We start from the raw sequence: 14320 nt of genomic DNA, 5'->3' as shown, positions 1-14320 counted from the left end.
GTCTCTCGGGGCTCAGGTCGGACGTGCATTCCGACCGACGATAGCCTCCGTTCACCTGGGCCGTGCGTACCGCAACACTCAGCCGAACGCCCCACCCGGGGTGTCGGTGACGGCCGAAGCGGGCATCTCGACCCCGGTGCGCGCGATCGCGTCGAGCAACCGGTCGGCCAGTTCGGGGCGGCAGACCAGCAGGTCGGGCAGGCGCGGGTCGGCCCGGTTGTAGCGCAGGGGCGACCCGTCGATGCGCGACGCGTGCATCCCGGCGCCCAGGGCCACCGCCACCGGGGCGGCGCTGTCCCATTCGTACTGGCCGCCCGCGTGGACGTACGCGTCGACCTCGCCGGTCACCACGGCGCACACCTTGACCCCGGCGGAGCCCATGGGAACGGCCTGCGCCCCGAGCAGCTCGACCAGCTCGCCGACGAACGCCGGCGGGCGGCTGCGGCTCACCGCGATCCGGATCGGCCCGTCGACCGCCTTCGGGGTCGGGCAGGTGGTGCCGAGGATGAGCTGGTCACCGTCCACCGTGGTCCGGGCCGGCATGCCGACGGCGCCGGCGACCAGCGCGCCGTCCGGCGCGGCAGAGCGCTGCCACAGCGCCACGTGCACGGCCCAGTCGTCCCGGCCGGCCTCGGAGAACTCCCGGGTGCCGTCCAGCGGGTCGATGATCCAGACCCGGTCGGCGTCGTGCCGGGGCGCCCGCTCGCCGTCCGCCCAGGCCCGGCGCGCGTCGGCCTCCTCCTCGGAGAGCACCGCGTCCGACGGCCGCCAGCGGGCCAGCGCCTCGGTCATCAGCTCGTGCGACGCCCGGTCGCCGGCGTCCTTGAGCGCCTTGGGGTCGGCGAAGCCCTGCCGGTCCCGCAGCGCGGTGAGCGCCTCGCCCGCACGGCCGGCCAGCCACTGCGCGAACTGCTGGTCGTCGAGCCGTCCGGCCTCGTCCTCGGTCACGAGCCTCACCACCTGTCTCCCCGGGTCTGCCGCGACCCGCAATCCTTCGGCGACCGGTGGTCCCGGCGCCAGCTTCCGGTCGGATGGTAGACAGCCGCGAGCTCGGCTCGGATCCGCGCCGGCCCTGGTGGACGGACCGGCCGCCCGCATGTTGAACTTCGCGTGTATGGCGGTCGGACCCGCGGGACGAGGCCCTAGGCTCGTGCGCATGACCGCCGAGCAGCTGATCTCCTTCGCCCGTGGCGCTCCCTCGTTGGACATCGTCGATGTCGAGGGGCTCAAGGCCGCCGCCGTCCGCGCCTTCGACGCCGACCCCGCCGGGATCACGGCGTACGGCACCTCCGTGGGTTACCCGCCCCTGCGGAAGTGGATCGCGGAGAAGCACGGCGTCGAGGCCGACCAGGTGCTGATCACCAACGGCTCGCTCCAGGCCGACGCATTCCTCTTCGACCACCTGATCCGCCGCGGCGACGCCGTGGTGGTCGAGCGCCCGACGTACGACCGGACGCTGCTCAACCTCCAGCAGATGGGCAGCGAGATCCACGGCGTGACGATCCAGCCGGACGGTCTGGACACCGCCGAGCTGCGCAAGCTGCTGGAGTCGGGGGTCCGGCCGCGCCTGGCCCACGTCATCCCGAACTACCAGAACCCGGCCGGCGTGACCCTCTCCCTGGAGAAGCGTCGCGAGCTGCTCGACCTGGCCGCCGAGTACGGCTTCACGATCTTCGAGGACGACCCGTACGCGGATATCCGCTTCCGGGGTGAGCCGCTGCCCTCGATGCTGTCGATGGACAGCCGGGGCGTCGTGGTGCACGCCTCCAGCTTCACGAAGACGGTCTGCCCGGGCGTCCGGGTCGGTTATCTGGTCGGCCCCGCGGACGTGATCGCGACGATCGCCAAGCGGGCCACCAACCTCTACATCTCGCCGGGCATGGTCTCCGAGGCGATCGTGCACCAGTTCTGCGTCTCCGGTGAGATCGAGCGGTCGATCCACACGGTGCGCACCGCGCTCGGCGAGCGCGCCGTGGTGCTGGCCGAGTCGCTGCGCCGGCACATCCCCGAGGCCCGGTTCGTGGAGCCGGACGGCGGCTACTTCCTCTGGGTCGAGCTGCCCGAGGACGTGGACGTGGACCGGCTCGCCCCGGCGGCCGCCGAGCGCGGCGTCGCGGTGGTCAAGGGCAGCGACTTCATGATCGAGGGCGGCCGGCACGCGCTCCGGCTGGCCTTCTCCGCGGTGACGGCCGACCGGATCGACGAGGGGGTCCGGCGGCTGGCCGAAGCGATGGCGGCCGTTCGCGGCTAGTCTTCTGTCGGGTTTCCGACAAAATGGCGTTACCGGCCGGTCCGGCTCTCCCGCTGGGCCGGCCGGCGGCCCACAATGCTGCGAGCGCCGCTCACCTTTCCTCGGTGACCGGTCCGCCGACCGGGGAGCCACGGGCTGCCCCCGTCCGGGCCGTCGGCGCGCACAGCACAACTCCCGCCCCCAATGGGTGCCGGGTGGGCCGTGTCGCCCCTCACCCCCCTGACGCGGCCGGCCCGCCCGGCGCCGCCATCCGCCTCCCGGCGGGCGTGACCCGGGTCGCAGCCCGGCCGCCCGCCCCGCGCTCGCCCGCGCTGCGCACCGTCCCGATCGGCGTAACCTGCAAGCCGCAGCTTCGTGGAGAGGGGGCGAGATGACGGACCGGGTGGCACGCGACCGCACCGCCGGCCAGAACGGCGACCGGGCACCCAGACCACGGGCCTGGGCGGCCCCGGTACGCGCCATGTCGCGCATCCTCAACGCCGACGGTTCCCCGCGTACGGCCCAGCCGGCCGACCCCGGCCGGAGCGGGATCGTGGACTGCGGTCTCTACGTCGACGGCGAGCGCCGGCCCGGCGAGTGGCACTACGCCGAGGCGCTGGCCGCCGCCCGCGAGGAGCGGAACGGTTTCGTCTGGCTCGGCCTGCACGAGCCGGAGCTGGAGGAGATGACCGCGATCGCGGACACCTTCGGCCTGCACGAGCTGGCCGTGGAGGACGCGGTCAAGGCCCAGCAGCGCCCCAAGCTGGAGCGCTTCGGCGACGTCGCCTTCCTGGTGCTGCGCACCGCCCGCTACTGCGAGCACACCGAGCTGACCGAGAACTCCGAGGTGGTGGAGACCGGCCAGGTGATGCTCTTCATCGGGCCGAACTTCCTGATCAGCGTCCGGCACGGGGACGCCTGCCGGCTGTCGCCGGTCCGGGCCGACCTGGAGGCGAAGCGGGACCTGCTGGAGCACGGCCCCTGGGCGGTGGCGTACGCGGTCACCGACCGGGTCGTGGACCTCTACCTGGAGGTGGCCGACCGGCTGGAGGACGACCTCGACGTGCTGGAGGCGGACGTCTTCGACCGGCAGGGCAGCGGGCGGATCCAGCGGATCTACCAGATGAAGCGGGAGCTGGTGGAGTTCAAGCGGGCCGTGGTGCCGTTGCAGCGCCCGCTGCTCACCCTCACCTCGCAGGTGAACCGGGAGGTGCCGCAGGAGGTGCGGCGCTACTTCCGGGACGTGCAGGACCACCTCAGCCGCACCGTCGAGCAGGTGAACTCCTACGACGACCTGCTCAACTCGATCCTCCAGGCGCGGCTGGCCCAGGTCACCGTCGACCAGAACAACGACATGCGCAAGATCGCGGCCTGGGCGGCGATCGGCGCGGTGTGGACCGCCATCGCGGGCATCTACGGCATGAACTTCAAGTACATGCCGGAGCTGGGCTGGACCTACGGCTACCCGGGCGTGTGGGCGCTCATGCTCATCTCGTCGTTCACGCTCTACCGGCTGTTCCGCCGCAACGGCTGGCTCTGACCGGCGGCCGGCACCGACCCGCCAGACGGAAGCGCCGGCCGCGAGGGGGCGTACCCCCGCGCGCCGGCGCTTTCCGGTGACCGTCGGGTCAGCGGCGGCCGCTGGACTTCGCGGTGCTCCGGCCGTTCTGCGTGGCCTTGGTGACGTCGTCGGCCGGGCGACCGGAGGCGTCCCGGGCGCCCTCGGCGACCGAGGGGACCTTGTCGGTCGGCTGGATCACCGGCTGGCTGCTCGACGTGGCGGTCGAGGCGCTGCCGCTGCCGGCCACCGCCGAGCTGCCGGCGCCGGTCGGGCCGGCCTGGGTGACCTTCGCGGTTGCGTCGGGGGTCTCCACCACGATGGTGTCCACGTCCTCCCGCAGCGGCTCCAGCTTGCCGGTCGGGTCGTACTCGGCCCATTCCTGCTGCTCGCGGCGCCGGCGCATGGCCATCGCGCCGGCCAGGCCGGCGACGGTCCCGGCGACCAGCAGGCCGGTCGTCATACCGCGCGACCTCTTCTGCTTCTTCTTCGCGGCCTTCATGTTCTTCGCCTTCACCTTCTTGCTCGTCGCGGCCTGCTTGGCGGCGGCGGCCTTGCGGCCGGTCAGAGCCTTGCCGGCGGCCTCGGCCTGGGCGTTCCGCATCGCCATGAGCAGGGGCGCGATCGCGGCGACCGTCGACGCGACACCGCTCGACGCCCGGTCCCGGACGACGATCGCGGTGGGCCCGACGGCGCCCCGAGCTGCCTGGACGCGCGGGCCGACCGTGGCGCCGGCACCCTTCGCCGCGTGTGCGGCGGCCTGCCTCAGGTGACCGATGCCCTGGTTCAGCTCCGTCCTCGCGAGCTGCCCCTGGGTCTTGCGCCGCCCGATTCCAAACACGGTCCCACCTCCTGGGAGTTGTTCCTCCGTCATCCTCCACCTTCGGATGCCTCCGCATGGCCAGATCGGGCACATGGGAGGATCCGCATGGAACTGACCAACGAGTGAGGAGTACCCGTGGCCGAGGCTGTCTACGCCACCTTGCACACCAACGCCGGCCCGATCCGGTTGGAGCTCTTCCCGAACCACGCGCCGAAGACCGTCCGCAACTTCGTGGAACTGGCCGAGGGCACCCGGGAGTACATCGACCCGCGCACCGGCCAGCCGGGCAGCGGGCCGTACTACGACGGCACCATCTCGCACCGCGTCATCAGCGGCTTCATGATCCAGATGGGTGACCCGACCGGCACCGGTCGCGGTGGCCCGGGCTACAAGTTCGGCGACGAGTTCCACCCGGAGCTGCGCTTCGACCGGCCGTACCTGCTGGCGATGGCGAACGCCGGGCCCGGCACCAACGGCTCGCAGTTCTTCATCACGGTGGGCCCGACGCCGCACCTGAACAACCGGCACACCATCTTCGGTCAGGTCGCGGACGAGCAGTCGGCGAAGGTCGTGGACTCGATCGCCAACACCCCGACCGGCCCGAGCGACCGGCCGCTCCAGGACGTGGTCATCGAGCGCGTCGAGATCGAGCGCAAGCCGGCCTGAGCGTCGCGCGGGTACCTTTGCTCGCATGACTGAGCGCTCCGGGCAGGCAGGCGACGCCACCGGCGGGCCGGCGCCGACCACTCCGGTCTGCTACCGGCACCCCGACCGGGAGACGTACGTCCGGTGCACCCGCTGTGACCGGCCGATCTGCCCGGAGTGCATGCGGGACGCCTCCGTCGGCCACCAGTGCCCGGAGTGCGTCAGCGAGGGACGCCGCAGCGTGCGGCCGGCGCGTACCGCCTTCGGGGGCGGTGCGGCCGGCCGCCAGGGCTACGTCACGAAGACCCTGATCGCGCTGAACGTGCTGGTGATGGTCCTGTCCATCGCCTCCGACCGGGGCGGCGACGCCGCCGCCGGCGGGTCCGGCTTCGGCGGCCTCATGGGCGGCTCGACGCCGCTGACCAACTGGGGCGCGGTGCTGGGCCAGGCCGTCTTCCCCGACGGCACCGTCGGCGGGGTCGCCCAGGGCGAGTGGTACCGCCTGGTCACCGCGATGTTCCTGCACTACGGCCTGGTGCACCTGCTGCTCAACATGTGGGCGCTCTGGGTGCTCGGCCGGACCCTGGAGGCCGTGCTCGGCCCGCTGCGGTTCCTGGCGCTCTATCTGATCGCCGGGCTGGGCGGCAATGTCGCGGTCTACCTGTTCAGCGCCCCGAACCAGCCCGCGGTCGGCGCGTCGACGGCAATCTTCGGCCTCTTCGCCGCGATCTTCGTGATCATGCGCCGGCTGGGCCGGGACACCTCGGCCATCGTGCCGATCCTCGTGATCAACCTGATCTTCACGTTCACCGTGCCGGGCATCTCCGTGGCCGGGCACCTCGGTGGCCTGGTGGTCGGCGCGCTCATGGCCCTGGTCCTCGCGTACGCCCCGCGGATGCGGCGGACCGCCTTCCAGGTGGCCGGCGGGACGATCCTGCTGGCGGCGATGCTCGGGCTGATCCTCGTCCGCACGGCCGCGCTGACCGGCTGACCGGGCGCGGCGGGCTCAACGCGCGGCGGGCTCAGCGCGCGGCGGCGCGGGCGGCCTCCAGCGCGGCGGCGACCTCCTCCGGCGGCGCGTCCAGGTCGTAGCGGCCGAACAGGTGCAGCGACTCGCCCGCGTCGATCTCCAGCGTCTCGGCGGTGAGCCCGCGCCGGGTACGCCGCTCCACCCGGATGGCCTCCACGGCCGCCCAGGGCAGCCGGCGGCGGCGGGCGTAGCCGTGGATCACGGTGATCCCCTCGGGATCGGCGGCCAGCCGGACCGGCGCCACCAGGTCGCGCAGCGCCCAGCCGAGCAGCGCGGCCGCGGCCAGGCCCGCGAGCACCAGCTGGATCCGGTCCTCGCCCGCGAAGAGCAGGCCCAGCGCGACCAGGACGAGCGCGCCGAGCGCCTTGATCGCCGGCAGCACCGGCGGCACCCGCCACTGCCGGGCCGGGGACGACTGTGGAGTCACGTTCCCAGCATGCCAGCCGGGCAGGCCGCGGATCGGGGGAGGACGACCGGCCGGGTCAGCACGTAGGATCGGAGCAAGCCAGGTTACCGGGGAGTAGGACATGAGTGACGCGGTCATCGTCGGTGCGGTGCGGACCCCGGTCGGGCGGCGCAAGGGCAGCCTCGCCGGCGTGCACCCCGTCGACCTCTCGGCGCACGTGCTGCGCGCCCTCGCCGAGCGGACCGGCATCGACCCGGTCGACGTCGACGACGTGGTGTGGGGCTGCGTGTCCCAGGTCGGCGAGCAGTCGTGGAACGTGGCCCGCAACGCGGTCCTCGCCGCCGGCTGGCCCGAGTCGGTCCCCGGCACCACGCTCGACCGGCAGTGCGGGTCCAGCCAGCAGGCGCTGCACTTCGCCGCCGCCACCGTGCTCTCCGGCCAGGCCGACCTGGTGGTCGCCGGGGGCGTCGAGTCGATGACCCGGGTACCGATGGGCTCCAGCGTGGCCGGCGGGATGCCGTTCAGCCCGGCGATCCTGGAGCGCTACCGCGGCGTCGAGGGCGTCGCCGCGGACAGCCCGCTCCCGTTCAACCAGGGCGTCGGCGCCGAGCTGATCGCGCAGCGGTGGCGCTTCTCGCGCACGCAGCTCGACGAGTTCGCGCTGGCCAGCCACGAGAAGGCCGCCGCCGCGCAGGACGCCGGGGCGTTCGATCCGGAGCTCGCGCCGGTGGCGCTGGCCGACGGCGGCAAGTTCACCGCCGACGAGGGCATCCGGCGGGACACGTCGCTGGCCAAGCTGGGCGAGCTGGCCACCCCGTTCAAGGCCGACGGCGTGGTCACCGCCGGCTCCGCGTCGCAGATCTCCGACGGGGCCGCGGCGCTCGCGGTCACCACCAGCGAGTGGGCCAGCCGCCACGGCCTGCGCCCGCTGGCCCGGGTGCACACCGCCGTGGTCGCCGCCGACGACCCGGTCGCCATGCTCACCGCGCCCATCCCGGCCACCGCGAAGGCGTTGCGCCGCGCAGGGTTGGGCATCGAGGAGATCGGGGTGTACGAGGTGAACGAGGCGTTCGCCCCGGTGCCGCTGGCCTGGCTGGCGGAGACCGAGGCGGACCCGGAGCGGCTGAACCCGCGCGGCGGCGCGATCGCGCTCGGCCACCCGCTCGGCGGTTCCGGCGCCCGGATCATGACGACGATGCTCCAGCACATGCGCGACAACGGGATCCGCTACGGCCTCCAGACCATGTGCGAGGGCGGCGGCATGGCCAACGCCACCATCGTCGAGCTGCTCTGAAATCGCTGGCCGCCGCCGCGGGCAGCGCCTAGCGTCCCGACCGTGACGACACCCGACTGGTCCGATCCGCTGTGGCGGGACGCCGCGCTGGCCTGGATCGGCGACGCGCTGGGCCCGCACGGCCGCCGGGTGACCGGCCCGGTCGAGCCACGGGTCCGCCCCTGGTCGCTGGTCTGGCGGGTGCCCACCGACGCCGGCCCGGTCTGGTTCAAGGCCAACAACCCGGGCACCCGCTACGAGGCGGCCCTCCTGGCCGAGCTGGCCCGGCTCGCCCCGGGGACGGTGCTCGATCCCCTGGCCGTCGACCCCGCGCACGGCTGGTCGCTGCTCCCCGACGGCGGTCCGAGCCTGCGCGACGTGCTCGCCGGGGACCTGACGCGCTGGGAGCGGGTGCTGCCCGCGTACGCTGCCCTGCAGACCGCGGTCGCGCCGCAGGCCGATCGGCTACTCGCCGCGGGCGTGCCCGACCAGCGGCCCGAGCTGATGCCGGGACTCCTCGACGGGCTGCTCGACGACGAGGAGTCCCTGCTGCTCGGCGAGCCGGACGGGCTGACCCCGGAACTGCACGCGCGGTTGCGGGCGTACCGGCCGGAGTTCGCCGCGACCTGCCGCCGGCTCGCGGAGTTCGGCGTCCCGGCCACCGTGCAGCACGACGACCTGCACGACGGGAACGTCTTCGTCACCGGCGCCGGCTACCGCTTCTTCGACTGGGGGGACGCCTCGGTGGCCCACCCGTTCGGCAGCCTGCTCGTGACCCTCAACTCGGTGGCGCACGGTGCCGGGCTGGCGCCGGGCGACCCGGTGCTGGGCCGGCTGCGCGACGCCTACCTGGAGGCGTGGACCGACCGGCACGACCGGTCCACCCTGCGGGAGGCCGCCGGCCTGGCCATGACGGTGGCCACGGTGAGCCGGTCGCTGTCCTGGCGCCGTGCCCTGGCCACCCCCGACCCGGCCCGGGCCGAGTACGCGGCCGCCGTCCCCGGCTGGCTCGGCGAGGTGTTCACCGCCCCGCCCGCCTGAGCGGGACGGACGTCGCACACGGGGTGCGATTGCACGGGTGGAAGTTCCAGAAATCGGGAGTGACCCATATCACCCCGACTCACCTGCTCGTTGCATCTTGCATGGACGTGTTCTCGCGAACGTTCCTTCCGGCCGCCGCCGAGACCGGCCTGGCGACCCAGACCGTCAGCCGGCACATGCCGGTCTTCCGCCGGTGCGTCGGCTCCGGCGACGCGACCATCCTGGTCACCCGGTGCAGCCGCCCGGACCACCCGATCGGCGGCGACTACCTCATGCTGCTCACCCACCGCCGCCTGGTGGTCACCCGGCAGACCCGGGTGCTGCACCGGCTGCGCCTGCACCTCAACACCGAGCTGCGCGAGCTGAGCAACGTCACGTGGAGCCCCGACCCCCGGTCGCACAGCCTGGAGCTGGCGGCCACCGCGATCGACGGCGTCCGGGAGCGGTTCCTCATCCGAACCCACCACCCGAAGCAGGTGTGGCAACTCGACGCCCTGCTCAACCACGCCTTCCGCACCCGGCTCCGGACGCCCGCAGAGCGGCTGGTCGCCACCATCGGCCAGCCGCCGGCCGGCGCCCGAGCCACCGTGCTCCGTCCCGCGACCGTGCGCTGACCGGCTCCTTACCGAACCCGAACATTCCGCCGGCCGCCCGGGCGGCCCCCGTCGGTAATCATGGGCCGGTGACCGCCGACGACGCACCGCGCGGGCTCGTCCTCGTGGTGGAGGACGAGCCGGCCATCGCCGACCTGGTCCGGCTCTATCTGACCCGGGACGGGTTCGGCGTACACCTGGAACGGGACGGGGTCGCGGGGCTGGCCGCCGCACGGCGGCTGCGCCCGGTGGCCTGCGTGCTCGACATCGCGCTGCCCGGCCTGGCCGGCACCGAGATCTGCCGGCGGCTGCGCGAGGCCGGCGACTGGACGTCGGTCATCTTCCTCACCGCCCGCGATGACGAGGTGGACCGGATCGTCGGCCTGGAACTGGGCGCCGACGACTACGTGACGAAGCCGTTCAGCCCGCGCGAGCTGGTCGCCCGGGTCCGGGCGGTGCTGCGCCGCACCGCCGGCGTGCCCGGCGCGGCCGAGCAGCCCCGGATGGTCGGCGCGGTCACCCTCGACCCGGCCCGCCGCACGGTCACCGCCGGCGGCGTCCCGGTGCAGCTCACCTCCACCGAGTTCGATCTCCTCGCGCACCTGATGGCCCGGCCCGGCCGGGTCTTCACGCGGGAGGAACTGCTGGCCGGCGTCTGGGGGTACACGGCACACGCCGGCACCCGGACGGTCGACGTGCACGTGGCGCAGGTCCGGGCCAAGCTGGGCCCGGCGAGCGTGATCCGCACCCACCGCGGCGTCGGATACGCGGCCGATGCCTGAGCAGCCCACCGTCGCGCTACCCGTCATCGGGTCCGGCCCGTCGGCCCCGCCCCGCCGGCGGTTCGCGCACACCCTGACCGCCCGCGCGGTGCTGGTCACCTGCGCGGTGGCACTCGTGTCGGTGCTGGTCACCGCGCTGGTCGCGGTGCCTCTGGCGGTGCGCGGCGCGGAGCGGCGCGACCAGGCCGCGCTGGCCGCCCAGGCCCGGCTCGCCGCCGAGGTGCTGCGCGTCCGCGCAGTGCGCCAGCGGGACAACGCCGGGGACCGGCTGATCCGCCAGCTCCGCCAGCAGCAGATCGAGGTCTTCCTGATCCGGGCCGGCCAGGCCGACCGCGCCGGCCTGCCCCCGCAGCTCGTGAACCGGGTGGCGGCCGGCCGGGACTTCTCCGGCCGGCGACTGGTCGGCGGCCAGCGGGCCCTGGTCGAGGGGCGGGCGCTGCCCGGCGGGGACGGCGTGGTGCTGGCCCAGCCGACCCGGAAGGGACCGTGGCGGCAGGTGCTGCTCGGCCTCTGGTTGCCGATGCTCGCCGGGCTCGCCGCCGGTGCGGCCGCCGGGCTGCTGCTGGCCCGCCGGCTGGCCCGGCCGATCCGGTCCGCGGCCACCGCCGCGGCCCGGCTGCGGGCCGGGGACCGGGCGGTCCGGGTGCCGGTGGAACCGCCCGACGAGGTGGCCGACCTGGCGTACGCGCTGAACGGGCTGGCCGCCGCGCTGGCCACCAGCGAGGGGCGGCAGCGCGAGTTCCTGCTCTCGGTCTCGCACGAGCTGCGCACCCCGCTCACCGCGATCCGCGGCTACGCCGAGGCGCTGGCCGACGGGGTGATCGAGACCGACGCGGTGCCGGCCACCGGGCGGACCGTGCTCGCCGAGGCCGAGCACCTGGACCGGCTGGTCAGCGACCTGCTGGCGCTGGCCCGGCTGGAGGCCGCCGACTTCCCGCTGGAACCCGGGCCGGTCGACCTGACCCGGCTCGCCGCCGACGCGGCGCGCACCTGGTCCGACCGGTGTGCGGCGGTCGGCGTGCCGTTCCGGGTGGAGGCGCCGGGCGGGCCGGTGCCCGCGTACACCGATCCGGGGCGGATCCGGCAGGTGGTGGACGGGCTGCTGGAGAACGCGCTGCGGGTCGTACCCCCGGGAGCGCCGATCGTGCTCGCGGTGCGGGCGGCCGGCACGGACCCGGCCGCGGGCGGCGTCGTCGAGGTCCGGGACGGCGGACCCGGCTTCACCGACGACGACCTGGCCGTGGCGTTCGAGCGCGGGGCGCTGCACCAGCGGTACCGGGGGGTGCGCAAGGTGGGCAGCGGCCTGGGGCTGGCGCTCGCCGCCGGGCTGGTCCGGCGGCTCGGCGGCGAGATCACCGCCGGGCACGCTCCGGAGGGCGGCGCCGCCTTCGCCGTCCGGCTGCCCGGTGATCCTTACCTGACCCGAACATCGGCCTGACGATCCCCTCGCCGGCGCGGGGGATGCTGACGGCATCACGGACGAGAGGAACACTGATGGCACGTCAGGGAATCGTCACCGGCGTCACCGCGCTGTTCGCCGCGGCCGCGCTCGGGCTCGCCGGATGTGGCCCGGCCCAGGTCGCGCAGGACTCGGCGAAGGAGACCGCCGTCGAGGTGGCCGCCGCCCTGGGCGCGGACGGCCAGGCGCTGGCCGCGCTCGGCGTCGACGCCGCCGAGCTGGACGTCGACCCCGTCGCCGCCCCGGCGCCCTCGGCCTCCGGCGGCCCGGGCGAGCAGGCCGGCCCGCGGGGCGAGCAGGGGCAGGAGTGGCGCAAGCGGCACCGCGCCCGCGTGCTGCTGCGCAAGAACACCCTGCACGGCGAGGTCGTGGTGCAGACCAAGGACGGCGGGACGAAGACCGTCGCCGTGCAGCGCGGCCAGGTGACCGCGATCGACGCGAAGTCGATGACCGTGAAGTCGACCGACGGCTTCACCGTGACCTGGGCCTTCGACGAGAAGATCCGGGTGGTCGAGCGGCGCGCCACCGTGCAGTCCAGCGACATCAAGGTCGGCACGACGGTCGGCGTGGCCGGTGCGAAGGACGGCGACACGTCCGTCGCCCGCCTCGTCGTCGTACCCCTCAAGCAGCGGTAGGCCGGGGGTACCGGGGCCGGCGTCAGCCCGCCGGCCCCGGTGCCGTTCCGGCAGGTCCCGAGGCCGGATGCCGGGGGTGTCTTAGCCAGGCCGCGGGCGGGCTGTGGTGACCTCGGCGACCAGCCGGGTTACGCTAGGCCCCGACTTACCGCCGCCACCGTGGAGAACCCGTGAAGCTCTCGATCCTCATGCCGGTCTACAACGAGGAAGAACGCATCGCGGATGCCCTCAAGCAGGCATTGGCGGTGGACTACCCGTGCGAGATCGAACTCGTCGTCGTGGACGACGGCAGCCGTGACGGCACCGGCGAGGTGCTCGGCCGGGTGGACGACGCCCGGCTGCGGGTCATCACCCACCAGCGCAACGCCGGCAAGGGTGCGGCGATCAAGACCGCCGTCGACAACGCCGAGGGCGAGTACATGGTCATCCTCGACGCCGACCTGGAATACGACCCGCAGGACATCCCGCGGCTGCTCGAGCCGGTGCTCGACGGGCGGGCCAAGGTGGTCTACGGCAACCGGACCTTCGGCAGCCACAGCTCCTACAGCTTCTGGTACGTGATGGGCAACAAGGGCGTGACCCTCGCCGCCAACGTGCTCTACAACTCGTACATCGGCGACCTGGAGACCTGCTTCAAGCTGATGCCGCTGGAGCTCTACCGCTCGCTCCAGGTCCGCTCGCGCGGCTTCGGCATGGAGGCCGAGGTCACCGGCAAGCTGCTCCGCCAGCGCATCCGCCCCTACGAGGTCCCAATCAGCTACCGCGCCCGGGGCCGCGAGGAGGGCAAGAAGATCACCTGGAAGGACGGCGTCGAGGCGATCTGGATCCTGGCTCGCGAGCGCGCCCGGCGCCACCCGGTCGGCCCCGCCGCCCGCTGAGCCACACACACGACACGGGACCCCGCACCCCGGCCAGGCCGGTGTCGCGGGGTCCCGTCGTCTCGTCGGTCAGGCGGCGGCCCGGGCCGGGGTGAGGAACGCGTCGACCGAGCGGCGCAGGCCGGCCTCGTCCAGGCCGTGCCAGCGGTCGTGGTCCTCGGGCGTGCCGTAGCGGCGCAGTTCCGATCGGCCCACCCCGAGGGCGAGCAGCCGGTGCGGCCGGTCGGCCAGCGCGGCGCCCACCGCCCGGGCCGAGGTGCCCGCCAGGTAGGGCTCGACCAGGATCACCTCGGTGCCGGCGAGCGCCCGCAGCCCGGCCGTGTCGAACGGGCGTGGCCGGTGGGTCCAGGCCACCGTGACCGGCCGGTCGGCCACCGCCGCGAGGGCCGCGTCCAGGAGCGGCCCCACCGCCACCAGCAGCGGCGCGCCCGGCCCGGCGTCCCGCATCACCCGCAGGTCACCCGCCTCGGGGTACGCCCGCGCGTTGGTCTGCGTCGACAGCCGCAGGTACGCCGAGCCCTGCCCGCAGACCACGTCGCGCAGCAGCCCCGGCACCTCGTCGGGGTGGCCGGGCACGTGCACGGTCCAGTCGTGCAGGGTGTCGATGAGCGCCACGTCGGCCGGCGCCAGGTGGGTGCGCCCCGCCGCCGCCCGGTCGTACGACGCCCCGACGCTGACCAGCACCGCCCCGACCCCCTGGTGGTCGAGATCCAGTTTGATCTGCTCGTACGCCCGCTCGACGAGGAACGGCGCGTAGCTGTGCACGATCGGCCGCTGCCCGGTCAGCGCCAGCCCGCCGGCGACGCCCACCATCAACTGCTCCCGGATGCCCACGTTGACCACCCGGCCCGGGTAGCGCGCGGCGGCCGGGGCGAACGCGGCGGCCGAGATGTCGGCGAGCACCACCGTGGTGCGGGGATCGGCCAGGACCTCCCCGGCCGTGGTCACGAAGACGTCGCGCATGGTC

General features: G+C 74.2%; 15 protein-coding genes. 11 read left to right on the top strand and 4 right to left on the bottom strand.

The annotated features are described in order from the left end of the window. Window positions 1-78: 78 nt before the first annotated feature. The gene (locus ABZW14_RS21135) at window positions 79-957 is read right to left on the bottom strand and encodes a 3'(2'),5'-bisphosphate nucleotidase CysQ (protein WP_355348964.1); all 879 of its coding nucleotides are present in this window, start codon (window positions 955-957) and stop codon (window positions 79-81) included. A 199-nt stretch (window positions 958-1156) separates the two neighbouring features. Here ABZW14_RS21135 and ABZW14_RS21130 point away from each other — a divergent pair, with 199 nt between their 5' ends. Together ABZW14_RS21130 and corA are read left to right on the top strand one after the other, a co-directional pair. Next, a complete protein-coding gene (locus ABZW14_RS21130) occupies window positions 1157-2251 on the top strand; it encodes a PLP-dependent aminotransferase family protein (protein ID WP_355348961.1) in 1095 nt (364 codons plus the stop codon). A 370-nt stretch (window positions 2252-2621) separates the two neighbouring features. Continuing rightward, window positions 2622-3770, top strand: a complete 1149-nt coding sequence (gene corA, locus ABZW14_RS21125; protein ID WP_355348958.1) for a magnesium/cobalt transporter CorA — start codon at window positions 2622-2624, stop codon at window positions 3768-3770. 88 nt (window positions 3771-3858) lie between these two features. On the opposite strand, the gene ABZW14_RS21120 is transcribed toward corA, so the two are convergent. After that, window positions 3859-4662: a hypothetical protein gene (locus tag ABZW14_RS21120; RefSeq protein ID WP_355348955.1), complete on the bottom strand. Its 804-nt coding sequence runs from the start codon at window positions 4660-4662 to the stop codon at window positions 3859-3861. Window positions 4663-4746: 84 nt separating this feature from the next. On the opposite strand from ABZW14_RS21120, the gene ABZW14_RS21115 reads away from it, so the two are divergent. Both ABZW14_RS21115 and ABZW14_RS21110 read left to right on the top strand, forming a co-directional pair. Further along, entirely contained in the window at window positions 4747-5277 is a 531-nt protein-coding gene (locus ABZW14_RS21115) for a peptidylprolyl isomerase (RefSeq protein ID WP_091265360.1), read from the top strand. Between the two features lie 25 nt (window positions 5278-5302). Continuing rightward, window positions 5303-6247, top strand: coding sequence for a rhomboid family intramembrane serine protease (locus ABZW14_RS21110; protein ID WP_355348952.1), 945 nt, complete (start codon window positions 5303-5305; stop codon window positions 6245-6247). 31 nt (window positions 6248-6278) lie between these two features. Here the strand turns inward: ABZW14_RS21110 and ABZW14_RS21105 are convergent, their stop codons facing one another. Then, a complete protein-coding gene (locus tag ABZW14_RS21105) occupies window positions 6279-6713 on the bottom strand; it encodes a PH domain-containing protein (RefSeq protein ID WP_355348949.1) in 435 nt (144 codons plus the stop codon). Between the two features lie 100 nt (window positions 6714-6813). On the opposite strand from ABZW14_RS21105, the gene ABZW14_RS21100 reads away from it, so the two are divergent. The 7 genes from ABZW14_RS21100 to ABZW14_RS21070 all read left to right on the top strand — a co-directional run bounded on the left by ABZW14_RS21100 (window position 6814) and on the right by ABZW14_RS21070 (window position 13353). Continuing rightward, window positions 6814-7986 (top strand): acetyl-CoA C-acyltransferase, encoded by a 1173-nt coding sequence (locus ABZW14_RS21100; RefSeq protein WP_355348946.1) that lies wholly within the window; start codon window positions 6814-6816, stop codon window positions 7984-7986. 42 nt (window positions 7987-8028) lie between these two features. Continuing rightward, window positions 8029-9006, top strand: a complete 978-nt coding sequence (locus ABZW14_RS21095) for a phosphotransferase (RefSeq protein ID WP_355348943.1) — start codon at window positions 8029-8031, stop codon at window positions 9004-9006. Window positions 9007-9107: 101 nt separating this feature from the next. Next, window positions 9108-9620 carry a hypothetical protein gene (locus tag ABZW14_RS21090; protein WP_355348940.1) on the top strand — a complete coding sequence of 171 codons (513 nt, stop codon included), beginning with the start codon at window positions 9108-9110 and terminating at the stop codon, window positions 9618-9620. A gap of 68 nt (window positions 9621-9688) precedes the next feature. Next, window positions 9689-10381: a response regulator transcription factor gene (locus ABZW14_RS21085; RefSeq protein ID WP_355348937.1), complete on the top strand. Its 693-nt coding sequence runs from the start codon at window positions 9689-9691 to the stop codon at window positions 10379-10381. Next, a complete protein-coding gene (locus ABZW14_RS21080; RefSeq protein ID WP_355348935.1) occupies window positions 10374-11819 on the top strand; it encodes a HAMP domain-containing sensor histidine kinase in 1446 nt (481 codons plus the stop codon). The genes ABZW14_RS21085 and ABZW14_RS21080 overlap by 8 nt, the downstream gene beginning before the upstream one ends. Before the next feature lie 56 nt (window positions 11820-11875). Further along, a complete protein-coding gene (locus ABZW14_RS21075) occupies window positions 11876-12475 on the top strand; it encodes a hypothetical protein (RefSeq protein WP_355348932.1) in 600 nt (199 codons plus the stop codon). 170 nt (window positions 12476-12645) lie between these two features. After that, entirely contained in the window at window positions 12646-13353 is a 708-nt protein-coding gene (locus ABZW14_RS21070) for a glycosyltransferase family 2 protein (RefSeq protein WP_355348929.1), read from the top strand. A gap of 69 nt (window positions 13354-13422) precedes the next feature. Here ABZW14_RS21070 and ABZW14_RS21065 read toward each other — a convergent pair whose 3' ends face one another. Beyond that, complete coding sequence (locus ABZW14_RS21065; protein ID WP_355349251.1) at window positions 13423-14316, bottom strand: transketolase; 894 nt, start codon at window positions 14314-14316, stop codon at window positions 13423-13425. Window positions 14317-14320: the final 4 nt, after the last annotated feature.

The sequence above is a fragment of the Micromonospora sp. NPDC004551 genome (assembly GCF_040609975.1).
Taxonomy (GTDB): domain Bacteria; phylum Actinomycetota; class Actinomycetes; order Mycobacteriales; family Micromonosporaceae; genus Micromonospora.
The sequence above is the reverse complement of the archived record's forward strand: the minus strand, read 5'-3'. Positions and strand labels throughout refer to the sequence as shown.